21 protein-coding genes are annotated in these 25,624 nt (G+C 68.2%); 6 read left to right on the top strand and 15 right to left on the bottom strand.

What is annotated here, in order from left to right:
* Positions 1–241: 241 nt before the first annotated feature.
* From LAO51_13280 to LAO51_13310, 7 genes are all read right to left on the bottom strand, one after another.
* The gene (locus tag LAO51_13280; protein ID MBZ5639712.1) at positions 242–661 is read right to left on the bottom strand and encodes a F0F1 ATP synthase subunit epsilon; all 420 of its coding nucleotides are present in this window, start codon (positions 659–661) and stop codon (positions 242–244) included.
* A gap of 7 nt (positions 662–668) precedes the next feature.
* Positions 669–2,108, bottom strand: a complete 1,440-nt coding sequence (gene atpD / locus LAO51_13285) for a F0F1 ATP synthase subunit beta (protein MBZ5639713.1) — start codon at positions 2,106–2,108, stop codon at positions 669–671.
* A 30-nt stretch (positions 2,109–2,138) separates the two neighbouring features.
* On the bottom strand, positions 2,139–2,993 hold the full coding sequence (atpG, locus tag LAO51_13290) for an ATP synthase F1 subunit gamma (GenBank protein MBZ5639714.1): 855 nt from the start codon (positions 2,991–2,993) through the stop codon (positions 2,139–2,141).
* Between the two features lie 11 nt (positions 2,994–3,004).
* Positions 3,005–4,567, bottom strand: coding sequence for a F0F1 ATP synthase subunit alpha (gene atpA, locus LAO51_13295; GenBank protein MBZ5639715.1), 1,563 nt, complete (start codon positions 4,565–4,567; stop codon positions 3,005–3,007).
* Positions 4,568–4,569: 2 nt separating this feature from the next.
* The gene (gene atpH / locus LAO51_13300; GenBank protein MBZ5639716.1) at positions 4,570–5,112 is read right to left on the bottom strand and encodes an ATP synthase F1 subunit delta; all 543 of its coding nucleotides are present in this window, start codon (positions 5,110–5,112) and stop codon (positions 4,570–4,572) included.
* A gap of 365 nt (positions 5,113–5,477) precedes the next feature.
* Positions 5,478–6,392, bottom strand: a complete 915-nt coding sequence (locus tag LAO51_13305; GenBank protein MBZ5639717.1) for a ParB/RepB/Spo0J family partition protein — start codon at positions 6,390–6,392, stop codon at positions 5,478–5,480.
* Complete coding sequence (locus tag LAO51_13310; protein ID MBZ5639718.1) at positions 6,358–7,149, bottom strand: ParA family protein; 792 nt, start codon at positions 7,147–7,149, stop codon at positions 6,358–6,360. The genes LAO51_13305 and LAO51_13310 overlap by 35 nt, the downstream gene beginning before the upstream one ends.
* Positions 7,150–7,702: 553 nt before the next feature.
* Between LAO51_13310 and LAO51_13315 the strand changes: the two genes are divergently transcribed.
* From LAO51_13315 to LAO51_13330, 4 genes are read left to right on the top strand one after another with little or no spacing between them, the layout of a single operon-like run.
* Positions 7,703–8,194, top strand: a complete 492-nt coding sequence (locus tag LAO51_13315; protein MBZ5639719.1) for a YfiR family protein — start codon at positions 7,703–7,705, stop codon at positions 8,192–8,194.
* A gap of 1 nt (position 8,195) precedes the next feature.
* Positions 8,196–11,363 (top strand): response regulator, encoded by a 3,168-nt coding sequence (locus LAO51_13320; GenBank protein ID MBZ5639720.1) that lies wholly within the window; start codon positions 8,196–8,198, stop codon positions 11,361–11,363.
* A complete protein-coding gene (locus LAO51_13325) occupies positions 11,360–13,390 on the top strand; it encodes a response regulator (GenBank protein ID MBZ5639721.1) in 2,031 nt (676 codons plus the stop codon). The genes LAO51_13320 and LAO51_13325 overlap by 4 nt, the downstream gene beginning before the upstream one ends.
* A complete protein-coding gene (locus LAO51_13330; GenBank protein MBZ5639722.1) occupies positions 13,387–15,450 on the top strand; it encodes a TonB-dependent receptor in 2,064 nt (687 codons plus the stop codon). Before LAO51_13325 ends, LAO51_13330 begins: the two co-directional genes overlap by 4 nt.
* Here the strand turns inward: LAO51_13330 and LAO51_13335 are convergent.
* From LAO51_13335 to rpmH, 8 genes are read right to left on the bottom strand one after another with little or no spacing between them, the layout of a single operon-like run.
* Positions 15,447–16,109, bottom strand: coding sequence for a class I SAM-dependent methyltransferase (locus LAO51_13335; GenBank protein MBZ5639723.1), 663 nt, complete (start codon positions 16,107–16,109; stop codon positions 15,447–15,449). The two genes, LAO51_13330 and LAO51_13335, sit on opposite strands and share 4 nt — an antisense overlap.
* Positions 16,106–18,025 carry a tRNA uridine-5-carboxymethylaminomethyl(34) synthesis enzyme MnmG gene (gene mnmG, locus LAO51_13340; protein MBZ5639724.1) on the bottom strand — a complete coding sequence of 640 codons (1,920 nt, stop codon included), beginning with the start codon at positions 18,023–18,025 and terminating at the stop codon, positions 16,106–16,108. Before mnmG ends, LAO51_13335 begins: the two co-directional genes overlap by 4 nt.
* A 26-nt stretch (positions 18,026–18,051) precedes the next feature.
* Positions 18,052–19,446, bottom strand: a complete 1,395-nt coding sequence (gene mnmE / locus LAO51_13345; GenBank protein ID MBZ5639725.1) for a tRNA uridine-5-carboxymethylaminomethyl(34) synthesis GTPase MnmE — start codon at positions 19,444–19,446, stop codon at positions 18,052–18,054.
* A 25-nt stretch (positions 19,447–19,471) separates the two neighbouring features.
* Positions 19,472–20,176, bottom strand: coding sequence for a Jag N-terminal domain-containing protein (locus LAO51_13350; protein ID MBZ5639726.1), 705 nt, complete (start codon positions 20,174–20,176; stop codon positions 19,472–19,474).
* A gap of 6 nt (positions 20,177–20,182) precedes the next feature.
* Entirely contained in the window at positions 20,183–21,916 is a 1,734-nt protein-coding gene (gene yidC / locus LAO51_13355) for a membrane protein insertase YidC (GenBank protein MBZ5639727.1), read from the bottom strand.
* A gap of 20 nt (positions 21,917–21,936) precedes the next feature.
* Entirely contained in the window at positions 21,937–22,176 is a 240-nt protein-coding gene (yidD, locus tag LAO51_13360) for a membrane protein insertion efficiency factor YidD (GenBank protein MBZ5639728.1), read from the bottom strand.
* Positions 22,173–22,586, bottom strand: coding sequence for a ribonuclease P protein component (gene rnpA / locus LAO51_13365; GenBank protein MBZ5639729.1), 414 nt, complete (start codon positions 22,584–22,586; stop codon positions 22,173–22,175). Before rnpA ends, yidD begins: the two co-directional genes overlap by 4 nt.
* Positions 22,537–22,671 (bottom strand): 50S ribosomal protein L34, encoded by a 135-nt coding sequence (gene rpmH / locus LAO51_13370; protein MBZ5639730.1) that lies wholly within the window; start codon positions 22,669–22,671, stop codon positions 22,537–22,539. The genes rnpA and rpmH overlap by 50 nt, the downstream gene beginning before the upstream one ends.
* Positions 22,672–23,196: 525 nt before the next feature.
* Here rpmH and dnaA point away from each other — a divergent pair.
* Together dnaA and dnaN are read left to right on the top strand one after the other, a co-directional pair.
* A complete protein-coding gene (dnaA, locus tag LAO51_13375) occupies positions 23,197–24,522 on the top strand; it encodes a chromosomal replication initiator protein DnaA (protein MBZ5639731.1) in 1,326 nt (441 codons plus the stop codon).
* Positions 24,523–24,766: 244 nt separating this feature from the next.
* On the top strand, positions 24,767–25,624 hold an 858-nt coding region (gene dnaN / locus LAO51_13380), incomplete at its 3' end, for a DNA polymerase III subunit beta (GenBank protein MBZ5639732.1).

Consider the following 25,624-nt stretch of genomic DNA (forward strand, 5'->3'; position numbering starts at 1 on the left):
ATTCGACATTTCCCGAATTCTACCTTACAACATCGCCCGAACGTGGCATGTCCAGCTTTCTATCTTCTGGGTTTCAGCGTCCTACCTGGCCACGGGAATCTTCCTGGTCCCACTCATCGCCGCCGCGCCCGAGGCGGGAGATGGCCTGAACGGCCTTTTCGGCGGGGCGGCGTGGACCGGTCCTGCGTTCTCAATTCAGGACTCCCGACGCCCGACCCGCGAGTGCATTCGACGAAGAGGGTCAACCGGCGATCGCGCGCTTCGCGACGGCGATGCGGACTTCCGCCCTCTCGAGCCGCGATGCGGCGTGCCGGATCTCGGTCTCGGTGGCATCGGGGCGGACGACCTCCGTCTTCGCCCGGTCCCTCGCGTCGGTGGCGCGCGAGACGTCGATCTCCTCGGCACGCTCGCAGGTCTCGGCGAGAACGCTCACGCGGTGCTGCAGGACCTCGGCGAATCCACCGGACACCGCCAGGTATCGAGCCCGCCCGGAGGAACGGTAGCCGATCTCCCCCGCCCCGAGACCGGTCAGCAGCGGAGCGTGCCCCGGCAGCACACCGAGGTACCCCTCGCTGCCCGGGAGCACGACCTCGTCGACGGTCTCGGACACGACGAGGCGCGCCGGGGTGACGATCTCGAGGTCGATCTTCAGCGAGTCCATCGTCGTCTCACGCCACGGCCTTCATCTGCTCTGCCTTCTCCAGCGCCTCCTCGAGGGTCCCGACCATGTAAAACGCCTGCTCCGGGATCTCGTCGTGCTTGCCGTCCACCACCTCCTTGAACCCCTTGATCGTGTCGGCGATCTTGACGTACTTGCCGACGTAGCCGGTGAACTGCTCGGCCACGAAGAAGGGCTGCGAGAGGAACCGCTGGATTTTCCGGGCGCGCGCCACGGTCAGCTTGTCGTCCTCGCTCAGCTCGTCCATCCCGAGGATGGCGATGATGTCCTGGAGGTCCTTGTACCGCTGAAGCACCCCTTGGACCGCCCGCGCGACCGCGTAGTGGTCCTCCCCCATGATCCGCGGGTCGAGGATGCGGGAGGTGGAGGCCAGGGGGTCCACCGCCGGGTAGATGCCGAGCTCCGAGATCTGCCGCGACAGGTTGGTGGAGGCGTCGAGGTGCGCGAACGTCGTCGCGGGTGCCGGGTCGGTATAGTCGTCCGCCGGCACGTAGATCGCCTGGACCGACGTGATGGACCCCTTGGTGGTCGAGGTGATTCGCTCCTGCAGCTCGCCCATCTCGGAGGCGAGGGTCGGCTGGTAGCCGACCGCGCTCGGCATGCGACCGAGGAGCGCCGAGACCTCCGAGCCGGCCTGCGTGAAACGGAAGATGTTGTCGATGAACAGCAGCACGTCCTGGTGCTGCACGTCGCGGAAGTACTCGGCCACGGTCAGGGCCGCGAGGCCGACCCGGAGCCGTGCCCCCGGCGGCTCGGTCATCTGCCCGTAAATCAGGGACGCCTTCGAGTTGCGGGGGTTCTTGACGTCGATGACGCCCCCTTCCTGCATCTCGAGCCAGAGGTCGTTCCCTTCGCGCGTCCGCTCCCCCACACCGGCGAACACCGAGTAGCCACCGTGCTTCATGGCGACGTTGTGGATCAACTCCATGATCAGAACGGTCTTGCCGACCCCTGCGCCACCGAAGAGGCCGGTCTTGCCTCCCTTCATGTACGGCTCGAGCAGGTCGATCACCTTGATACCGGTCTCGAACATCTCGATCCGGGTGGATTGCTCCTTGAAGGCCGGGGGCTCGCGGTGAATCGGCCAGCGCTCGGGCGCATCGAGGGGGCCCAGTTTGTCCACGGCCTTCCCCACGACGTTGATGACCCGACCAAGCGTGCACTCGCCCACGGGCACGGTGATCGGCTGGCCCTGGTCCTCGGCCTCCATCCCCCGGATCATCCCGTCGGTGGGCTCCATGGCCACGCACCGGACCCGGTTCTCTCCGAGGTGCTGCTCCACCTCCGCGATCACGTCGACGGAGACGCCCGTGTCCTTCCCTTCGTCCACGATCCGGACGGCGTTGTGGATGGCCGGGAGATGGTCCTCCCCGAACTCGACATCCACCACCGGGCCGATGACCTGAACGACCTTGCCGAGATTACCCATGTCAGCTCCGAAGGATGGGGGCTTCTCCCCTCACAGCGCTTCCGCACCCGACACCACCTCGATGATCTCGGTGGTGATCGAGGCCTGCCTCACCCGGTTCATGTAGAGCGTCAGCGACTCGATCAGCTCCGCCGCGTTGTTCGTGGCCGATTCCATGGCGGTCATGCGCGCGGCGTTCTCCGCCGCCGCGGACTCGAGCAGGGCTCGGTAGACCTGGACCTCGACGTGCCTCGGCAGGAGCCGGTCGAAAAGGGCCGCCGGCGCTGGCTCGTAGATGTAGTCCTCGGCCACCTCGCCCGGGGCGAGGTCGAGCGGCTCGATCGGCAGGAGCTGCTCGACCACGGGCCGCTGCTGGATCATGGACTTGAACTCGTTGTAGACGACGTAGACCGCGTCGGTCCTCTCGCCCACGTACTCGGCCATGAGATCGCCTGCGATCTCCGCGGCGGTGGTGTAGCCGAGGGTACGATAGAGATCGACCCACTCGCGCTTGCGCGGCCGCGGGTCGCGCTTGAAGTGGTCCCTCCCCTTCCGTCCGACCAGGTCGAGCGACACTGCGCGCCCGGCGTGGGTCTCGAGGAACGCTGCGGCACGCTTGTAGATGCTCGTATTGAACGAGCCACAGAGGCCCTTGTCGGCCGTCACGACCAGGAGGTCGATCCGCTCTTGCGGTCGGACCGTGAGGAGTGGATGGGCGTCCGGCTTCGCCCGGGACGCCAGCGATCGCAGGACCCAGAGCATCCTGCTCGCGTAGGGTCTCGCCTCGTGGATCCGCTCCTGCGATCGGCGCAGCTTCGCCGCGCTCACCATCTTCATCGCGCGGGTCACCTGCATCGTGCTCCTGATGGAGCGGATGCGGCGCTTGATGTCCCGTGTCTTCGCCATGCGGCTCCGCCCTAGGCGGCGTTGGCGCGGGACGTCTTGAACGTCGCCTTGAAGTCATCCAGCGCGGCTTTGACGCGGGCCTTCAGGTCGTCGTCGAGGCTTCCCTTCGAGACGATCTGTTGCATCAGCTCCCTTCCCTGAACGTCGAGATAGCGGTAAAGCTCGCGTTCGAACGGGAGGCAGTCGGCGACCTCGAGGTCGTCGAGGTAGCCGTTGGTGGCGGCGTAAATCACCAGGATCTGCTTCTCGACCCCGAGCGGCGAGTACTGGCCCTGCTTCAGGATCTCCACCAGACGCTTGCCGCGGGCGAGCTGGGCCTGGGTGGCCTTGTCCAGGTCCGAACCGAACTGGGCGAAGGCCGCCAGCTCCCGGTACTGCGCGAGGGTGAGCCGTAGCGGGCCTGCGACCTGCTTCATGGCCTTGATCTGTGCGTTCCCACCCACGCGCGACACCGACAGGCCCACGTTCACCGCCGGCCGGACGCCGGAGTAGAACAAGTCCGCCTCGAGGTAGATCTGGCCGTCGGTAATCGAGATCACGTTGGTCGGGATGTACGTCGAGATGTCCCCGGCCTGGGTCTCGATGACGGGCAGCGCGGTCAGGGATCCGCCGCCGAGCGCCGGGCTCAGCTTGGAGCCGCGCTCGAGGAGGCGCGAGTGCAGGTAGAACACGTCCCCGGGGTACGCCTCGCGGCCCGGAGGCCGGCGGAGCAGGAGAGAGATCTCGCGGTACGAGGCCGCGTGCTTCGAGAGGTCATCGTAGATGCAGAGCACCGCCCGTCCGGGATTGGACGCTCCCGCAGGCCGTCCGTCCTTACCGTGGAACTGGAAGTACTCCCCCATCGCGCAACCGGCATAGGGGGCCAGGTACTGGAGCGGGGCCGGCGACGATGCCGACGCGGCGAGGACGATCGTGAATCCCATCGCCCCCTGCTCCTCGAGGGTCCGAACCACCTGGGCGACCGTGGACTGCTTCTGGCCGATCGCCACGTAAATGCAGACGACATCCTGCCCCTTCTGGTTGATGATCGTATCGAGGGCGATGGCCGTCTTGCCGGTCTGGCGGTCGCCGATGATGAGCTCGCGTTGCCCGCGTCCGATGGGGATCATGCTGTCGATCGCCTTGATTCCGGTCTGGAGCGGCTCCTTCACGGGAACCCGGTCCACGACTCCCGGAGCTATACGCTCCACGTTCATGAAGGTCCGGGTCGGGATCGGTCCCTTGCCGTCGAGGGGCTGGCCCAGCGCGTCGACGACGCGCCCGATCAACGCGTCTCCGGCGGGGACCTGCATGATCCGGCGGGTACGCCGGACCTCTTCCCCTTCCTTGATCCGCGTCGTCTCCCCGAGCAGCACGGCGCCGACGCTCTCTTCCTCGAGGTTGAGGGCCATTCCCATGACACCGTGGGGAAACTCCAAGAGCTCCCCGGCCATCACGCGGTCGAGGCCGTAGATCCTGGCGATCCCGTCGCCGACCGAGAGTATCGTGCCGATCTCCGCCGTGTCGGTCCGGCGCTCGTATCCCTCGATCTGTTGCCGGATGATCTTGCTGATCTCGTCGACCTTGATCTCCATGCCTACTCCTCGGCCATTCGGCGCCTCAACGCGCCAAGCTGGGTGCTCAGACTTCCGTCGTACACGGTCGAGCCGATCCGGGTCACCGCGCCTCCGAGCAGCGAAGGCTCCACCACGCAGGTCAGGAACACCCTGCGGGCGGTGAGCTTCTCCAGGACGGCTCGTGCTCGCGCCACGAGGTCCGCGGGCAGTGGGGCCGCCGTGGTGAGGGTCGCGGGAACGACGCCAGCCGCCTCGTCCTTGATCGCGCGGAACGCTTCCGCGATCGCCGGAAGCGCGTCGGCCCTCCCGTGGTCGGCAACGACCGCAAGGAAGCTCGCCAGGAACGGGGGCGCCTGGCGCTCGCGGGCGAGCGCCCCGAGTACCTTTCTGCGGACCTGGCGCGGAACCGCGGGGTTGAGCAAGACATCTCGCAGCTCAGCGGAGGTGCCCGCCGCGGAGGCGATCGCTCCCAAGAACGCGTCCACGCGCTCCGCGGAAGCCGGATCGTCGATCGCAGCGAGAAGGGCCTTTGCGTACCTCTTGGCGAGTAATCGGTCTTTCACGGATCGTCTATGTCCTCACGTCTGGGTCGCGCGAGAATCCCCAGCGCGGGACCGCGCCCCTCCCCCATCCGTTCCCGAAGAAACCGAGGGGAAGACGCGTCCCTTGTTGAAGATGGCGGACCTTATCATAGCCGCTTTCGGACCGTCAACCAATCGGGAGCCTGGGGGCTTGGACCTCTCGCGGCATCAGGTCCGACGTGGTCCGAACGTCGGCAGAGTCACTGCCGACCGTTATGTCGGCAAATCTTCATTAGCCGACTTATTTGTCGGCCTAAAACAACTTGCCGACCATTTTGTCGGCACACGCCGTTTTGCCGACAAATACGTCGGCTCGCGATGGGTCCTCCCATCGGCTCCATGACGCATCAGGCTCCGCCCTTCCGACGGGCCACCTCCAAGACCATTTGGTAGACGCGCTGCATCTCTTCTGGGCTGTAGAAGTGCAGCTCGATCCTTCCCCCCTTTCGGCCTTCGACGATGCGAACCCGGGTCCCGATCACGCGCTGCAGGTTCTCCTCAGCCGCGACGACGTTCGGGTCCCGGCGCGGCGCGCTCCGGACCTTTCGATCAGCCCCGCCCTTGAGGGCGGCGGCGACGATCGCTTCGACTTGGCGCACGGAAAGACCCTCACGGACGGTCCTCTCGGCGATCCGCTCCTGTTCGCGGAAGTCCGGCAGTGCCGCAAGAGCGCGTCCCTGGCCCATGTTGAGCTCGCCGACCTTGAGGCGATCCTGGACCGGTCCCGCGAGCGACAGAAGCCGCAACGTGTTCGCGATCGACGCCCTTTGCTTGCCAACCCGCTCCGCGACGTCCTGTTGCTTCAGGCCGAGGGTCTCGATGAGGGTCCGGTACGCTTGCGCCTCCTCGATGGGATTCAGGTTCTCGCGCTGCAGATTCTCGATCAGGGCAATTTCCAGCAGGCGCTCGTCAGGAACCTCGCGGACTACCGCCGGTATCTTGAGAAGGCCGGCCCGCTGCGCTGCTCTCCATCGCCGCTCTCCGGCGACCAGCTCGAATCGGCCGTCCGGGAGCGGGCGCACCAGCACCGGCTGGAGGAGTCCCTCCGAGCTCAGCGAGTGCGCCAGCGCTTCGAGCCCCTCGTCATCGAATCTCTGCCTTGGCTGCTTTCGGTTACCCCGGATCCGGTCGATGTCGATGAGACGAACAGAATCTCCTGTGCCGGCCGTTGGCGGGGAACCCGCCGACGCCGGCTGCGGAACCCGTACGGGAGCCTCCGGGATGAGGCTACGAAGCCCTTTCCCCAATGCTTTTCGCGTCATGCTCCAGGAACTCCTTCGCCAGGTTTAGGTAGGCCTCTGCCCCTCGGGAGCGGATGTCGTACAGGAAGATGGCCTTCCCGTGGCTCGGCGCTTCGCCGAGCCGGACGTTGCGCGGAATCACCGTTTCGAAGACCTGGTTGCCGAAAACGCTGCGAACCTCTTCCACCACCTGTTTCGCCAAGTTGGTTCGCTCGTCGTACATCGTCATCAGGATGCCCTCGATCTCGAGGCCGGGGTTGAGCGCCGCACGCACCCGATCCAGCGTGTCGGTGAGCTGCGAGATCCCTTCCAGCGCCAAGTACTCGCATTGCACCGGGATCAGCACGCCGTCCGCCGCCGTCAGCGCGTTGACGGTCAATAGGCCCAGGGAAGGCGGGCAGTCGATGAACACGTGGTCGAAGCCTGCCTTGACCGGATCGAGCAGTTTCCGCAGCCGGTATTCGCGCTCGGCCGCGTCCACCAGCTCGATCTCTGCGCCGATCAGGTTTCGGTCCGAGGGAACCAGGGTGAAGTAGGGAAGTGCGTCCACCGAGATCTGGATCTCACCCAGGCCCGCTCCTCCGGACAAAGCGTCGTAGACCCCCGCGCGCTCGGGGTCTTCGGGAAATCCGAGGGCCCGGGTCGAGTTTGCCTGAGGATCCAGATCGACCAGAAGGGTCCGGCGCTCCGCGATGGCCAACGCGGCCGCGAGGCTGACAGCGGTCGTCGTCTTTCCGACCCCTCCTTTTTGGTTCACGATGGCAACGACTCGACCCACAGCGCCTCCTCCAGCCGCCCTTCGGCGTTCCGCACCCGCGGCCGCGAGCTGCCGTTGATTCTGCCCTTCCGGTTCGCGCAGGTCAACACGAGCGCAGGGTTCCACGTGGAACTCGTTGGTGCGCCCCCAGCCCTCCCGCCAGTTCCACGTGGAACAGACTGAGGGAGTCATCGAATCCGTTCCAGGTCGGAAGACATATTCGCTTTATATTCGATATGATTACATATAGCAGCTCATGGTTCGGCGAGCCACTACATCAATATGCGTATGTTGTTAAAGTTATATACAAACATGCCGAGACGTTGATACCGAGTGTGTTGAAGGGCCTTCGGCGCGTCTCGTGACGCCGTGAGCACGACTGCAGAAGGTCGCGAACCACCCACGGAGGAGGCACCGAGCCACCGTGTCCGCGCCGATCGTCCCAGCGGGTCGCGCCGCATCGAGGACCTTCTCCGGAGACGCTCCCTACCGGCGCGTCTTCCTTGCCGCGTTTCGCGGGCTCGCCTGGCTTCTCTGCCTGTCTTCGCCCGTGTCGGCCTTCGAGGATGCAAGGGTGGCGGAACCGGCCGCCAGACTCGAGTACGAGGTCAAGGCGGCTTTCCTCTTCAATTTCGCTCGGTTCGTCGAGTGGCCCGATGTCCGTGGGGTCGGGGATCGAACGTTCACCATCGGCATCCTGGGATCCGATCCCTTCGGGGAGATCCTGGACCGCGCCGTCGCCGGCAAGAAGTTCAACGGGCAGACGATCGCGGTGCGGCGCCTCCGCGAGCCGAAGGACGCGACCGCCTGCCGGATCCTCTTCATCGGAACTTCCGAGGACCGGAGGTTTCTCGAGATCATGGAGACGCTGCGAGGCGCGCCCGTGCTCACCGTCACCGAGATGACCACCGGCAAGCGCGGCGCGGTGATCCGGTTCTTCATTGAGGACCGCGGGGTCCGGTTCGAGGTCGACCTCGACGCCGCCGCCCGCTCGGGCCTCAAGATCAGCTCCAGGCTGCTCTCGGTGGCCCGGGTGCTTCGGGATCCCGTGGCGGGAGGGCGCTGACATGCTTGCCCCCCATGACCTCCCGTTTCGCCGAAAGGTCATGCTCGTCACGACTCTGACCAGCCTTTCCGCGCTGCTCCTCGCCTCGATCACATTCGTCTCCTACGACCTCGTGACCTTCCGGCGTGACAGGGTCAACGACCTCCGGACACTGGGGAAGGTGATCGGGAGCAACAGCACTGCGGCGATCACGTTCGGCGACGCGCGCTCCGCGCAGGAGATGCTCTCGGCCTTGAGGGCGACCCCGGACGTCGAAAAAGGCGTGATTTACGGCCGCGGCGGCGATCCGCTGGCCGTGTACGACGGCATGGCAGCGTCCCCGCATCCCACGCCGCCTCGCCCGCCGCCTCCCGGCGTGCGCTTCGAAGGGGGGCACCTCGTCCTTTCCCGACAGATCGTGCTGGACGGGGAAGCGGTCGGGACTCTCTACCTCGACTCGAACCTCGACGCCGTCGGGGAGCGCCTGTGGCGGTACGCCATCGCGGTGTCGATCGTGGCCCTCGCGTCCTCGATCGTGGCGTTCCTGGTCTCCTCGCGGCTCCAGCGGCTCGTCACCCGACCGCTCGTCCGGCTGGCGGATGCGGCTGCCGCCATCGGCACCGGGAACCTCGACACCCGCATCGAGGTCGGGACGCTCGACGAGGTCGGGAAGCTCGCCGAGGCGTTCAACCGCATGGCGGAGAACCTCGGTGGGACCACCGTCTCCAAGAACTACTTCGACGGCATCATTCGCTCCCTCATGGACGCCCTGGTGGTGATCCGGCCCGACGCGACCATCGAGATGGTCAACCGCGCGGCCCTCCGGCTCACCGGCTTCGAGGAAGGGGAGCTGATCGGGCGGCCGGTGCGGATGCTGTTCGGCAGCGAGTGCCCGGTGGACGCCAGCCTCGAGCGACTGGTCCGGGACGGCTCGCTCAGCGACCAGGAATCGGTGGTCGTGGCGCGGGACGGTCGCCGGATCGACGTCTCGTTTTCCGCATCCGACATGCGCGATCGAGACGGGCGCACCCGCGGCTACGTGATGGTCGCCCAGGACATCACGTCCCGCAAGCGCACCGAGGAGGAGCTCCGCCGCTACTACGCCGCGGTTGAGGAAGCCCGCGTCGAGGCGGAGAAGCAAGCGGAGGCGCTCGCGCGGCAGGCCGAGGCCCTGGCGGAGGCTCGGAATGCGGCGCTCGAGGCGGCGCGTCTGAAGTCGGAGTTCCTGGCGAACATGAGCCACGAAATTCGCACACCGATGAACGGCGTGATCGGGATGACGGATCTCGCACTCGGCACCGACCTCAATTCCGAGCAACGCGAGTACCTCGAGACGATCAAGGTCTCAGCGGACTCGCTCTTGACGCTGCTGAACGACATCCTGGACCTCTCGAAGGTCGAGGCCGGCCGGCTCGACCTCGAGAGCACTCCCTTCAGCCTGCGGCACAACCTTCGCGACACCCTCAAGACCCTCGCGTTCCGCGCGCAGCAAAAGGGCTTGGAGTTGACCTGCCACGTCCGGCCCGGAGTCCCAGACGCGCTCGTGGGGGACCCGGGCCGCCTGCGGCAAGTCCTCGTCAACCTCGTCGGGAACGCCGTCAAGTTCACGGAGCGGGGCGAGGTCGTCGTGGAGGTCGCCGTCGAGGAGCGCGCCGAGGACGACGTCGTGGTCCGCTACTCCGTGACCGACACCGGGATCGGGATCCCCGAGGCCCTGCGAGAACTCATCTTCGAGCCGTTCTCACAGGCCGACGGGTCCACGACTCGGAAGTACGGCGGCACCGGCCTCGGCCTCGCCATCGCCGCGCGGCTGGTCGACATGCTCCGGGGACGCATCTGGGTCGAGAGCGCGGTCGGGGAGGGGAGCATCTTCCAGTTCACCGCGCGCTTCGCCCTGGGAACGGAAGAGGCGGTTTCCGCGCCCCGGGTCGGCGCCGCGAGCCTGCGGGGGCTCCACGCGCTGGTCGTGGACGACAACGCGACAAATCGCAGAGTCTTCGTGGAAATGCTCCGGGGGTGGGACATGCGGCCGGCGGAGGCCGAGTCCGGTCTCGCCGCGCTCGCCACCCTCGAGAAGGCCCGAGAGGCCGGAGACCCGTTCGCGCTGGCGCTCCTCGACGGACTGATGCCCGGGATGGACGGATTCGATCTGGCCGAGCGGATCCGACGTGACGAGAGGATCGCCGCCACGAAGCTCCTTCTCCTGACCTCCGCCGGAAGACCGGGCGACGGCGCGCGGTGCCGCCAGATCGGTGTCTCCGGTTACCTCACGAAGCCCGTGGTGGGCCTCGACTTGCTGGAGGCCGTGAGAGGAGTTCTCGCCGCCGACGGGGCCGCCGGCTCGGAGGGCTTGGTCACCCGGCACTCGCTGCAGGAGGCCCGGAGGAGCCTCAGCATCCTCCTCGCCGAGGACAATCCGATCAACCAGCTGGTGGCCTCGAGGATGCTCGAGAAATCGGGGCACACCGTGGTGACGGTGGGAGACGGGAGACAGGTCCTCGCGGCGCTCGAGCGGGAGCGGTTCGACCTGGTGCTGATGGACGTGCAGATGCCTTGCATGGACGGCTTCGAGGCGACCGCGGCGCTGCGCGCCAAGGAGAAGGCGAGCGGAGGGCATGTCCCCGTGATCGCTCTCACGGCGCACGCGCTCAAGGGGGATTCCGAGCGCTGCCTCGCCGCGGGGATGGACGGGTACGTCGCGAAGCCGATTCGCCAGGACAAGCTGTTCGGTGAGATCGAGCGCCTGCTGTCGTCGGCTCCCGTACCTCCCGCGCCGGCGGAGGGCGCCGACGTGCCCCCGGGAGTCGTCGTCGTCGACGTCGAGGACGTGATGGAGCGCGTCCGGTCCGACGCGTCGCTGCTCGGGGAGCTCGTGGAGATGTTCCGCGAAGACGCGCCCCGGTTGGTCGAGGAACTGAGAGGGCATCTCCTGCGCGCCGACGCCGCCGGGGTCGAGCGGACGGCGCACAAGCTGAAGGGGGCGCTGGGCGCCCTGTCGGCCGTGGCCGCACGCGAGATCGCCGGGAGACTCGAGACCCTCGGCCGGGAGGGAAACGTCGCGGAAGGCACCGAGGCGCTCCCCGCGCTCGAACGGGAGATCGAGCGGCTGATGCCGGCCCTCGCGGCCCTCGTCGCCACCGCGGGTGCCGGGGGGGCCGGAGTCGCCCCGCGCACCGGGAGCGCGACGTGAGCGGACGACCCATGCCGGGTCGCAACCTCTGGCGGGATCTTTCGATCCGCGCGAAGCTGATCCTCGCCATCTCGCTCACGAGCGTGGTCGGACTCTTGCTCGCCTCCGCCGGCTTCGTGGGCTACGGCGTCTTGGCGGCCAGGAACGATCTCGTCCGCGACCTCGACACGCTGGCCGGAATCCTGGGGAGCAACTCCACGGCCGCCCTGACGTTCCGGGACGCCCGATCGGCGGGGAACGTGCTGGCGGCCCTCCGCGCGAAGCCCCACGTCGTGTCGGCCGTCATCTACACCCCGGAAGGAATGGCGTTCGCCCGCTTTCCGAAAGGAAGCCCCGCCCCTTCCGCGCCCGGACCGGAAGGCTACCGCTTCGAGGGGAGCCACCTCGTACTCGTGCAGCGCATCCGTCTGGACCGGGAGGTGGTGGGGACCATCGCCCTGACTTCCGACCTGGGAGAGCTCGACCTGCTGCTCGAGCGTTACTTCTTCATCGTCGGCGTCCTGCTGCTGCTGTCGGTCTCGGTCGCCCTGGCGCTCTCCTACCGATTCCAGCGGATCGTGTCCGGACCCGTCGGACGAATGGCCGAGGCGGCCCGGAAGGTGGCGGACACGAAGGACTACTCGGTTCGAGTCGTACGCGAGGGGAACGACGAGCTGGGATACCTGGCGTCGGCGATCAACGAGATGCTCTCCCTCATCGAGTCGCGCGACGAGGCGCTCAGAAAGGCTCACGACGAGCTGGAGCATCGCGTCGAGGCCCGCACCGGCGAGCTCCGCCGCGAGGTCGAGGAGCGACGGGAAGCGCAGGAGGCGCTCCGGCAGAGCGACCAGCAATTGCGCCAGGCCCAGAAGATGGAGGCGATCGGCCTCCTTGCGGGTGGCGTGGCCCACGACTTCAACAACCTGCTGACGGCCATCGTGGGCTATGCGCAGCTGATGCTCCGCCGGATCGATCCCAGGGACCCGCTGTGCACCAACGCCCAGGAGATCCTCAAGGCCGGGCGGAGGGCCACGGGTCTCACCCGCCAGCTCCTCGCCTTCAGCCGGAAACAGGTCATGGAGCCTCGCGTCATCGACCTGAACGACGTAGTCGCCAACATGCACAAGATGCTGGCCAGGCTGATCGGCGAGGACGTGGAGCTGTCGGCGCAGCCGGCGTCGGACCTGGGATGCGTGCTGGCCGACCCAGGCCAGATCGAGCAGGTGATCATGAACCTCGCGGTCAACGCGCGCGACGCGATGCCGCAGGGCGGGCGGCTCGTCATCGAGACGGCCAACGTGGAGCTGGACGAGAACTACGCGGACCGGCATCCCGGCGTGCGGCCCTGCGCGCACGTCATGCTGGCGATCAGCGACACGGGCTGCGGGATGGACGAGGCGACCCGCCTGCGCATCTTCGAGCCGTTCTTCACCACGAAGGAGAGGGGGAAGGGGACGGGCCTCGGTCTATCGACGGTGTACGGGATCGTCCAGCAGAGCGGAGGCACCGTCTGGGTGTACAGCGAGCCCGGCCGGGGGACGACGTTCAAGATCTACCTGCCTCTCGTCGCACGGGCCGCGACGGTCTTCGGCGCGTCGTCGGCCGAGGAGGCGCCGCGCGGGACGGAGACGGTCCTCCTCGTCGAGGACGACGACATCGTCCGCGACCTCGCCGGGGAGATCCTGCGGGTCAACGGGTACACCGTGCTCGCCGCGCCCCACGGCGGGGAGGCGATCGTGCTCTGCGAGCGCCACCCCGGAGCCGTCGACCTCTTGCTCACCGATGTCGTGATGCCGCAGCTGAACGGGCGGGAGCTCGTGGAGCGCGTGCGGCCGCTCCGGCCGGCGATGAAGGTGCTGTTCATGTCCGGCTATACCGGGAGAGCCCTCGGGAGCCAGGGGACGCTCGAGCCGGGGACGCCTTTCATCCAGAAGCCGTTCACCCCCGACGCGCTCACGAGGAAGGTGCGAGAGGTCCTCGACGCCGGGAGGGTCGGCGGAGACATGGCGGCGACCTGTCCCAGCCGGGTGGGAGGTTTGAATCGATGAGAGAGCGCGGAACGCCCTTCTCGATCGATGGCGGGCGGAACCGCCACCGCGTCGGCCGGCTCGCGGCAGCGGTTTGCGCCGTGGCCGCGCTCTCGCTCCTCGGCGCCCATGCCTCGGCCGCACCGGAGCCCGCGGCGACGGCGGCTCCGGGCGACCTGACGCAACTCAGCCTCGAGGAGTTGCTGCAGATCCAGATCCCCGAGGTGGTGGCAGCCTCACGTTACACTCAGAAGACCGTGGACGCCCCCGCCTCGGTGAGCATCGTGATCGCGGAAGAGATCCGGCGCCACGGTTACCGGACCCTGGGCGACATCCTGAACGGCCTTCCCGGCTTCTACACCAGCTACGACCGGAATTACACCTACCTGGGCACCCGCGGGTTCAGCCGCCCCGGAGACTACAACACCCGCGTGCTCCTCCTGCTGGACGGGCACCGGTTGAACGACGACGTGTTCGAGCAGGCCCTTCTCGGAACCGAGGGGATTCTCGACGTGGAGCTCATCGACCGGGTCGAGGTCGTCCGCGGCCCCAGCTCCTCGGTGTACGGAACGAACGCCTTTTTCGGCGTGATCAACGTGATCACCCGGCGGGGGAAGGATCTCGGGGGCTTCGAGGCGGAGGGGAAGGGCGCGAGCTTCGGAACGACCGCCGGGCGCCTCGCGTTCGGCCGCTCCACCCTGAGCGGCCTCGACGTCATCGCGTCGGCCTCAGGCCACGAAAGCGACGGCCAGGACCTGTACTTCAAGGAATTCGACACGGCCGGGACGAATCACGGCGTGGCGGCCGGCGGCGACTACGACCGATACCGCAGAGCTTTCGCGAGGGTTTCTCGCGGAAGCCTGGACCTGGAGGCGGCGTACTCCTCGAGGGAGAAGGGGATTCCTACGGGGGCCTTCGGCACCGCGTTCGACGACCGGAGAAACCGGACCACGGACGAGCGCGCGTTCCTGGAGGCCCGCTACGGAGCGCCGACGGGGGCGCGATCCGAGTTCTCCGCGCGCCTCTACCATGACTGGTACCGGTATTACGGCCTCTACGCCTATCACGACCCCGTGCCCGTGCTGAACGACGATTCCGCGAAGGGATACTCGTGGGGTACCGAGATCGACTGGTCGACCCGGACGCTCAGGAGCCACGTCCTGACGACCGGGATCGAGTACCGGGACGACTACCGGCAGGAGCAGGACAACCACGACGTGGATCCCTACGTCGAGTATCTTCGGTCGCGCAGGTCCGCCGGCTTCTTCGCCCTTTTCGCGCAAGACGAGTTCACTCCGACGAAGCGGTTCATCGTGAACCTCGGGCTCCGTCACGACCGGTACGAGACGTTCGGCGGAACGACGAACCCGAGGGTCGCGCTGGTCTACAAGCCTCGCGAGCGGACGGCGCTGAAGCTCCTCTTCGGCCGCGCGTTCCGGGCGCCGAACGCCTACGAGTCGTTCTACTCCGTGAGCCCTTCGGCGGCCAATCCCGACCTCAGCCCAGAGACGATCACCACGTACGAGGCCGTGATCGAGAGCGACCTCCCCTGTCGGGTGCGATTGTCCGCGTCGGCTTTCAAGTACCGGACGAGAGACCTCATCACGCTGGAGCTCGACCCGGGCCTGGGCGAGACCATCTACCGCAACGTCGAGTCCGTGTCGTCCCACGGCGCCGAGTTGGCGCTGGACCGTCGGTGGTCGCGCGGCGTCGAGACCCGGCTCAGCTACTCGCTCCAGAAGACCACGAACGACGAGGACAATTCGGGTCTGACCAACTCGCCCCGGCATCTGGCGAAGCTCCACCTCCTGGTGCCGCTCGGCGCTCCGAGGCTCCTCGGCGGGTTCGAGGCGCTCTTCACGAGCCGGCGAAAGACCCTCGCCGGCGGCCAGGCGGGCGGGTTCCTGGTGGTCAACGCCGATCTGCTCGCCCGGGAGCTCACGAGGGGGCTCGACGTCTCGGTCGTGGCCTACAACCTCCTCGACCGCCACTACGGCGTGCCCGGCTCCGCCGAGCACGTTCAGGATGTGATTCTGCAGGACGGCCGGAGCGCGAGGTTGAGCCTCACCTGGCGGTTTTAGCCGGCGCCACGGAATCGCCACACCCACGATCGCTCCCGCCCCCGAAGGAGGCGCCGCTCGACCAGCTCAAGGCGTCGCCATGCGACCCGGTGCCGCACCGTCTCCATGTCCACTCCGGCCCACACGAGCACCTCGCCCACGGGGTCCAGGCGCGGACGAAGGCGCGGGAGAATCCGCTCCCAGCCTCCGGCCGCGCGCGTGACGACGAGACGGATCCCGCCGACGAGAGGGTCGAGGTCCCCCGGGCGCTGGATCTGGCGCTCGATCACGCGCGCCGACGGGAGCCCCGCCTCGGCGATCACCTCCCTCAGGAACTCCGCCTTCTTCGGCGAAGCCTCCGCGAGCGCGGCCTTCAGGCGCGGCCGCGCCGCAGCCAGCGGCAAGCCGGGATAACCATTGCCGCTCCCCAAGTCGAGCAGCGTCCCGACCGCTCCGGGGTCGACCATCGCCGCCCCGTCGAACGACTCGCCGAGGTGCCGCTCGACGAAAGCGGCGGGATCGAGAACGGCGGTCAGGTGGAGCCGCCGGCTCTCGCGCATCACCGCGCGCGCGTGCGCGGCGAGACCCGCGACGGACGGAGGTGGAAGGACGATCCCCACCACGGCCGCCCGGGCGGCGATCGCCTCTTCGAGCGGGAACCCGTCGAAGGCGCGGCTCAAGCCGCCCCCGGCGCGACCTTCTCGATGTGGACCGCGAGGAGCGCCAGCGCCGCGGGGGTCATCCCGTCGATCCGGGAAGCGCGGCCGAGGGTCTCTGGCCGCACTGCCTCCAACTTCTCCGTGAGCTCGCGCGACAGCCCGGCGAGGCCGCGGTACGTGAAACCGTCGGGGATCCTCCGCTCACCGGCGCGAGCGACGCGATCCGCCGTGCGCCGTTGTCGCTCGACGTATCCGGAGTACCTCAAGGTCTCCGCGGCGACCCGCCGGTCCCGCCCGTCGAGCCCGTCGAGGGCGGCGCTCAAACCGGCGAGGCTGCTGGGCTCCACCTCCGGTCGCCGGAGGAGATCCGCGGTGCTGAGGGGCGCCTCCAGCAGGATGCCTCTCGCGGCGAGCTCGCTCCTCGTTCCGGCATCCGGTACGAACCGCTCCTCCTCCAGGCGCCGAAGCGCCAGTTCGAGCGTCCGCCACCGCGCCGACGCCGCGTCGGCCCGCGCCGGGTCGAGGAGGCCGATCTTCAGGCCATGCGGCGAGAGACGGCGTGTCGCGGTATCCACGCCGAGCAGGAGCCGGTATTCGGCGCGGGAGGTGAACATCCGGTACGGCTCCGTCGTCCCGCGGGTGACGAGGTCGTCCGCGAGCACGCCGAGGTACGCCTCCTCGCGGCCGAGCACGAGCGGCGCGTCGCCGCGGGCCGCCAGCGCCGCGTTGATCCCCGCCAGGAGCCCCAGGCCGGCCGCTTCCTCATACCCCGTGGTTCCGTCGATCTGTCCGGCGAGGTAGAGCCCCGGGAGACGGCGAGTCTCGAGCGTCGGCCTGAGCTCGGTGGGGTCCACGTAGTCGTACTCCACCGCATACCCGGGACGCACCATCTTCGCATCCTCGAGCCCCTCGACGGCCCGCACCATCGAGAGCTGAACGTCGGGCGGCATGGACGTGGAGAAGCCGTTGAGATAGAGGAGGGGGCTCTCGAGTCCCTCGGGCTCCACGAAGATCTGGTGGCGCTCGCGGTCGGGGAAGCGGACCACCTTGTCCTCGAGGGAAGGGCAGTAGCGGGGGCCCCGGCCTCGGATCGCGCCGGAGTAGAGCGGCGAGCGGTCGAGATTGAGGGTCACGAGGCGGTGCACTCGGACGTTCGTGCTGGCGACGTGGCAGCTCACCTGCGGAAGCGAGGGGGCCCGGGTCGCCTCGGAGAAGAACACCGGCTCTTCGTCGCCCGGCTGCTCCGGGAACCGGCCGAGGTCGACGCTCACCTTCGCCAGACGCGGCGGGGTGCCGGTCTTGAACCGCCCCATCCGGAACCCGAGCGCCGCGAGCCCCGCCGACAGGGCGTTCGCCGGCGGCTCTCCGACGCGCCCGCCGGGCGTGCGCTCATCCCCGACGTGCAGGAGCCCTCGGAGAAACGTCCCCGCGGTGAGCACGACCCTGCCGGACCAGAGCTCCATCCCTGAGCGGAGCGTGACGCCGAGGAGGGTTCCTCCGTCGACGAGGAGGCCCGCTGCCTCGCCTTCGACGAGCCGCAAACGAGGCGCGCCCAGGATCTCTCCGAGCATCGCCAAGTGGTAGCGCTCCTTGTCCTGCTGCGCCCGCGGCCCCCGAACCGCGGGACCGCGGCTCCTGTTCAGCAGCCGGAACTGGATCCCGCACGCGTCCGCGAGCCTCGCCATGGCGCCACCGAGGGCGTCGATCTCCCGTACGATGTGCCCCTTGGCGAGCCCCCCGATCGCCGGATTGCACGACATCCGCGCCACGGAGTCGCGTCGCAGCGTCACGAGGACGGTCGAGCAGCCCATGCGCGCCGCGGCGAGAGCGGCTTCGCACCCCGCGTGGCCGGCCCCGACGACGACGACGTCGGCGCGGAGCCGCTCGAAGGCGGCGGCATCGTCCCGTGTCGCGCTCTCCGCACCGTCTCGCGTCATCCCGTTCTCCGTCCCGCCACGGCACCTCACTTGCCGATGCAAAACGTGGAGAAGATCCTCTCGTACAGGTCCGCCGGCGCCAACTCCCCTGTGATCTCGGCGAGGTGGCGCAACGCGTCGTGCAGGTCCTCGAGGACCAGCTCCTCGGAGAGGCCCGCCGTTTCCGTCCGGGCGGCCCGCTCCAGCGCCTCGAGGGCCGCCTCGAGGGCATGCGCGTGCCGCGCGTCGGTGAGCACCGGCTCCTCGACCGGCCCCTCGCCGACGAGGCGCTCCAGGAGCAGCGCCCGGAGCTCGTCGAGCCCGAGGCCGGTCAATGCCGATACACGCACCGTCTCGGGGCAGGGGATCGGGACGTCGAGGGCCCCGGGGAGGTCCGACTTGTTGAGCGCCACGAGCCGGCGGCCGCTCCTCCCTTTTCCCGAAATCCGATCCAGCGCCGCGAGCTCCTCCGGCTCGGGATCGCGCGACGCATCGAGCACGAGGAGCACCAGATCGGCCTGCTCGACCGCTTCACGCGCCCGCCGGACGCCTTCCGCCTCGACGGCGTCCGTCAACTCCCGGACACCCGCGGTGTCCACGAGCCGCAGGGGGATCCCGTCGAGATCCACGCACTCCTCCAGCGTGTCCCGAGTCGTCCCCGGCGTCGGCGCGACTATCGCGCGGTCTCGCTCCAGGAGCCGGTTGAAGAGCGAGGACTTGCCGACGTTGGGCGCCCCCGCGATGGCCAGCGCGGCACCCTCGCGTGCGATCCGGCCGGTCCGGAATCCTGCCAAGAGGCCGCCGACCGTCTCGCGCGCCTCGGCCAGCTCCCGCTCGAGCCTGCCGGGCGGGAGGTGCGTCTCCGACTCTTCCACGAACTCGACCGCCGCCTCGCCACGGGCGACCAGGTCCGCCAGCGACTCCCGCAACGGACGCAAGCGGCGCGACAGCGCGCCTTCCGCTTGCGCGAACGCGACCCTGGCCTGGAACAGGGTCCTCGCGGCCACGAGGTCGCGCACCGCCTCGGCACGGGCCAGATCGAGGCGGCCGCGGCGGAGGGCCCGGTAGGTGAACTCTCCGGGGCCGGCGGGGAGCGCGCCGGAGGCGACCGCCGCCTGCACCAGCTCGGCGAGGACCGCGGGGCTGCCGTGGGGCCAAAGCTCGGCGGTCGCCTCGCCGGTGTACGACGCGCCGGGAACGAACAGCACCAGGAAACCGTGATCCAGCGCTCGCCCGTCGCGGCCGAGGAACCGTCCGAATCGCGGCGGGCCGCCGGGTACCGGCGGCCCCCCCCTGCCGGGCGTGAAGAGCGCTCCGGCGACCGAGAACGCCGCCGGACCGCTGATCCGGACGCAGCCGACGCCTCCGCGGCCGGGGGGGCTCGCGCCGGCGACGATCGTCGCGTCGAGATCGTGCATCGGGAAAGCAGCGGGCGCCGGCACGGCGGGATCGGCGGCGGAGCCCGGATCAGGCCTCGCCGCCGCGTCCGACGGGGGCCACCGTGATCTGCTTCAGGAAGCCGTTGCCCGCCGAGTGCGAGGTCAGCTCGGGGAACTCGCGCACGGTCAGGTGGACCAGGCGCCTCTCGTAGGGGTTCATCGAGTGGAGCCTGCGCGGACGTCCGGTCCGTACGACCTGTTCCGCCACCTGCCGGGCGAGCTCGACGAGGTCCTCCTCGCGCCGGTCGCGGAAACCCTCGCAGGCGACCAGGACGTGGCTGATCGAAGGCCAGGTCCTCCGCGCCATCCGGTTGAGCAGGAACTGCAGGGCGCTCACCAGCTCGGCGTCCTTCTGCAGGAGGACGCGCCGGTCCGCTCCGGTCAGGACGACCCTGCCCGCCTCCTCCGTCACCTCGGCCCGCACCTCGACGTCGAGGCCCATCAGTTGGAGCATGTGGCGGACCGTCTCTTCGAGGGAGCGTGCCTCCGGCTCGCGGTCGTCCTCGCCGGGCCCAGCCCGAGGGGCCGCCCGTACGCCGGCGGCGTCCGCGGCCTCCGGTGTCTCGGCCTCGACGACGATCCGGACCCGCTTCGCGCCGATGCCGAACAGCCCCCGGCGGCCCTCGTCCACTAGCCGGAACTGGAAGCGCTCGCGGGGGACTCCCAGCGCGATGGAAGCGGCGGTGAGCGCCTCCTCCAGATCCCGGCCTTCGAATTCCCGCTGGACGCCCATCCCGGATCAGGCCTTCTGAGCCGCTGCCTCCAGCCGGCCGATGTGACGGTTCACGAGCCACTGCTGGCCGATGCCCAGCAGGTTGTTGACGAACCAGTATAGGACGAGTCCGCTCGGCAGGTTGAGAAACATGACGGTGAAGACCACGGGCATCATCGTCATCATCCGCTGCTGCATCGGGTCGCCGGCCTTGGTCGTCGTCATCTTCTGCTGGAGGAACATGGTCGCGCCCATCAGGATCGGCGTGACGTAGAACGGGTCTTTGAGCGTCAGGTCGCGGATCCAGCCGACGAAAGGCGCCGACCGAAGCTCCACCGCGACCGTGAGCATGTTGTAGAACGCGATCAGGATCGGGAATTGCACCAGCATGGGAAGGCAGCCCGACATTCCGCCCATTGGGTTGACCCCCTCCTTGCGGTAGAGGGCCATCATCTCCTCGTTCATCTTCGCCCGGCCCTGGGCGTCCTTCATCTTCTTGTACTTCGCCTTGATCGCGTTGATCTTCGGCTGAATGCGCTGCATCTGGGACTGCATCTTCCGCATGTTCACCATGGAGTACTGGTTCAGCGGGAAGAACACGAGACGGAGCGCGACCGTGGCCAGGATGATGGCGAGGCCGTAGTTCGGCGCCACATGGTCGTGAACCCAGAGCAGGGCCAGGAACAGGTACTTCGCGAGCCAGTAGATCGGCCTGTACGAGGAGAACCACACCACGGCGTCGAGGTCACCACCGAGCTTGCGGAGCAGGGTGTACTTCTTCGGTCCCACGTACAGGCGAGCCCCCTCCGAGGGCACGCCCACCGCCATCACCAACTGCGGCTCCGGCTTCGCCTCCTTGGAATCCGTCGCCGAGGAGGCGGACCGTTCCGGCACCACGCCGATCTGTCGGATCAAGGCACCGCCCCGGCCGCCCGCGGGCATGACCAGCGCAGCGAAGAACTGCTCCTCGAGACCGGCCCAGCGGAGCGCGCCGCTCTCCGGAATCGTGACATCCTGCTTGATCCGGCCGCGGGCCGTGCGGCTGACCACGCCCCCGATGTCCACCACGGCCTGACCGATGTAGTGGAGCTGCCGCGAGCCCTGGCTCGGGTCGCGCGCCTCGAAGCCAGGACCCCAGGTGACCCGAGCAGGAAGCGGTCTCCCGCGATCCGTCACGGCGATCGAGAGGTCGGCGAGGTAGTCGTCCTTCCGGAAGACCAGAACCTTCTCCGCCTCGATCCCCTTCCCATCGGCCCACGAGAACCGGATCCGCTCCCCCGGCGCAGCCGACGACGCCGGCAGGGGCGTCCGCTCGACGCTGAACAGCGCGCCGTTCAAGGACTTCGCGAGCGCCGCGTCGTCCAGGTCCAGGCCGAGCGGGAGCAGGTCGTCGCGCTCGGCGTACGCGGGCACCAGCTCGACCGGCTGGTCGGCCGAGTCGCTGTAACCCTTGAGGCGCCACGAGAGGACGCGCCCACCCTTGTTGGTCAGCACCACTTCGCACACGGCGGTCTCGACGCGGATCGTCTCCGCCTTCTCGGCGGCGACGGCCCGCGCGGTCGGTCCGGGCTCGGACGCCGCCGCGACCGCGGTGGGCTCTGCGGGCTTCGGGGCGGCCGGGGCAACCGGGGCGGGCGCGGCGCGACTGCCGGCGACGGGCGGGGTCGCGGGCGCGGACGGCTTCGGCGCAGGGAACAGCCAGTACCATCCGAGGAGGACGATGAACGACAGGGCGATGGCGATGACGGCGCGCTTCTCCATGGCCGAGGGGTCGTCCTCCTTCAGCGACGGCCGCCGGGCCGCGACCCCGGGACCGGGTCGAAGCCGCCGCGGCTCCAGGGGTGGCACCGGGCGAGCCGCGCGAGCGCCAAGGCGCTCCCGCGCGCGATGCCGTGAAGCTCCACCGCGTCGGCGGCGTACTCCGAGCAGGTCGGCTCGAAGCGGCACGCCGGCGGGAGCAGGGGCGAGACGAAACGTTTGTAGGCGCGAATCGCGGCGCCGAGCGCGGAGCGGGGGCTCATGACCGGAATCTCCGCCTGAGGTCGGAGAATCGATCGAGGAACTCCCGCTCCAAGTCGGCGAGCGGTACCGTCGAGGTCCCCGGTCGTGCGTTCACCACGAGGTCGAGCGCCGGCGCCAGCTCGGACCGATGGCGACGGAACACGTCTCTCAGGACGCGCCGGATGCGATTCCGCTGTACGGACGGCCCCGCCTTGCGGGTGACCGTGATGCCGAGGCGGCAGTGACCTCTCGTGTTGGGTAGGGCGAACATCACGAAGGACGTGGAACCCGCGCGGCGTCCCTTCTCGTAGACCGCGATGAACTCGCGCCGCGCAGTGAGCCGATAGGCTCGCGGAAAGCGTGCGTCCCCGTTCCGCGTTTCAGGCGGAGAGGCGCTTGCGTCCCTTCCTGCGGCGTCGGGACAGGACAAGCTGTCCCCCCTTGGAGCGCATCCGGACCAGGAAGCCGTGGGTCTTCTTGCGTCTCCGGTTGTTCGGCTGAAAAGTCCGCTTCATCGTGCACGGCCCTCGGGCGTCGCCCGGCGAAAACGGTCATGGTAGGGAAGGCGCGGCGGACTGTCAAGCGGCGGCGCGCCGGGCCGCGGTGGATTCTCGGTCGGGGGAACGCAGTCGAAGGGACGACGGCGAGAGCGTGGCGGCGCGCGGAATCGCGAGCGCTTGAAACGCGGCTCCGCACTGTGGTAGTCTCGGCGCGCTCGGTAGGCACGAGTCCATTGACACAAAGGTCGGACCATGAGGGGGACGCGAGCGGTGCCCGCGGTGGAGGTGCCGTGCCAGGGATTCTGGTCACGCCCTCAAATCGCGGTGTTCTTTCGGCTTCGGCGCGCAAAGGAATCAAGTTTACATAATGTATACACCGTCCCCGCGACCGACGCGTTGAACCCCCCGTCCGAACGTGACTTAGCGGGCTGCCTCGTTTTCCACACCTGTGGAAAACCTGTGCACCAATAGTCGTTGACGAGGGGCCGCAAGCCCTGAAATTTCAAGGGCTCGGCGGGCTTTCTACGGAGGGCGGCCGTGCTGGAAGCGAGCGTCGGGAACACGTGGGACCGGGTGCTCGGCAGGATCGAGTCCAAGGTCAACTCGAGGTCGTTCAGCACGTGGTTTAAACCGACGCAGCTACTCACCGAGGACGCCGCGAGCCTTTCCGTCCGCGTCCCCAACACCTGGTTCGCGGAGTGGCTCAACACGAACTTCCTTCCGCTCATCCAGGACGCGCTCAAGGAGATCGAGCGGCCGGGGATGACGGTGCGGTTCCTCGCGGACGGCGCGGCGCAGGTGGCGCCGCGCGATCCCGCGCCCCCGGTGGCGCTGCCGGTCGCGGAGCCGAGCACGCCCTGGCTCAATCCGCGATACATCTTCGACAGCTTCGTGGTCTCTTCCTGCAACCAGTTCGCTCACGCCGCGGCGATGGCGGTCGCCGAGCAGCCCACCCGCGCCTACAACCCGCTCTACATCTACGGGGGCGTCGGCCTGGGCAAGACCCACCTCATGCAGGCCATCGGCAACCGCCTCCATCGAAAGGGCACGACGAGGCTGCGCTACGTCTCCACCGAGCACTTCATGAACGAGTTGATCAATGCGATCCGTTTCGAGAAGACGCTGGAGTTCAAGGAAAGGTACCGCAGCGTGGACCTCCTCCTGATCGACGACATCCAATTCCTCGCCGGCAAGGAGCGGACGCAGGAGGAGTTCTTCCACACTTTCAACGCCCTGTACGACGCGCAGAGCCAGATCGTCATCACCAGCGACTGCCCTCCGCGCGAGATACCGACCCTCGAGGAGCGGCTCCGTTCCCGGTTCGAGTGGGGACTCATCGCGGACATCCAGCCCCCCGACCTCGAGACGAAGGTGGCGATCCTGAGGAAGAAGGCGGAGGCCGAGCGGACCGTGCTCCCCGACGACGTCGCCCTCTTCATCGCCTCCAACAGCAAGTCGAACATCCGGGAGCTGGAGGGCTGGCTCATCCGGGTGATCGCCTATGCCTCCATGTCCGGCCGGGAGATCTCCCTCGAGCTCACCAAGGAGACGCTACGGGACATCCTCAGCCAAACCGCCCCGATGGTCACGGTGGACAGCATCCAGAAGCTCGTGGCCGACACCTACAATCTCAAGGTCAGCGAGCTGAAGTCGCGGAACAACGCCCACCAGGTCTCGTTTCCGCGCCAGATCGCGATGTACCTCTGCAAGCAGCTGACGGATTCCTCGCTGCCGGAGATCGGGCGGAGATTCGGGGGAAAGCACCACTCCACGGTGATTCACGCCATCCAGAAGATCGACGGCAAGCGCCAGAAGGAGAAGGAGTTCGACCGGATGATCGAGAACCTGACGCAATCGCTCAAGTGATGTTATCCACTTTTCCACAACCGCCGCGGTGGAAAAGGTGTGGAATCCCCTGCCGCCCCGGGGATAAGCTCGGTGGTGCGGCGGACACGGGGGTGGAGCCTCGGGACCGCGCCGCGCCGTCCACAGCGCAAGAGGGGCTTAGGGACGTGGTTGGCTCGACTTCCGCAGATTCCACCGCGCTACGGTTTCTGCTAGTTGTTCCTCTCCCTGAGGAGTGGGCTGGAATTCGGGAAGAGAGGTTTCCATGGAGTTCGTGATTCAGAAGAGTGACTTGGTTCGTGAGTTGCAGACCGTGACCGGGGTCGTCGAGAAGCGAACGACCCTCCCGATCCTCGCGAACCTCCTGCTGGAGGCGCAGACCGGGGGCATCGAGGTCGGCGCGAGCGATCTCGAGATCAGCATCCGGGGCAAGGTGTCCGCGAAGGTGAAGGGGACGGGAAGCGTCACGCTCCCGGCGAACAAGCTCCACGAGATCGCGCGGCTGCTGCCGGGGGCGGAGGTCACGTTCAAGGTCCTGGAGAGGAGTCAGGTCGCTATCTCGTGCGAGAGAACGCGGTACAGGATCTCCGGGCAGCCGAGGGACGAGTTCCCGAGTTTTCTCGAGGTGGACCGGGGGGAGTCGATTCAGGTGCCGGGGGAGATGCTGCGCCGGATGATCGCCCGCGTGGCGTTCGCGGCGAGCATGGAGTCGATGGACCCGTCTCTCCGCGGGGCGTTGCTCCTCGTGCAGAAGGGACAGATCACCCTGGTGGCCACCGATGGCTATCGGCTCTCGTACGTTTCGCAGAAGGCCCCGGTGGCACCCGCCGGCGGCGACGTGCGGCTCGTCATCCCGAGAAAGGCGCTGCTCGAGCTCCAGAAGCTCCTCGGCGAGGTCGCGGATGGTGAGACCTTGGCGTTCGGCACCAAAGGGAACCACGTGTTCTTCCTGGTGGGGGCCCACGTTCTGACGTCCACCGTCCCGGTCCTCAACTTCCCGAAGTACGACCAGGTGATGCCGAAAGCCTACCAGACGTCCATCGTGCTCCCGACCGAAGGGCTGATGGAGGCCGTGAAGCGCGTCGCCCTCCTCGCCAGCGACCGATTCGGGCGGGTGGTGAAG

It is taken from the genome of Terriglobia bacterium (assembly GCA_020073205.1).
Lineage (GTDB): Bacteria > Acidobacteriota > Polarisedimenticolia > Polarisedimenticolales > JAIQFR01 > JAIQFR01.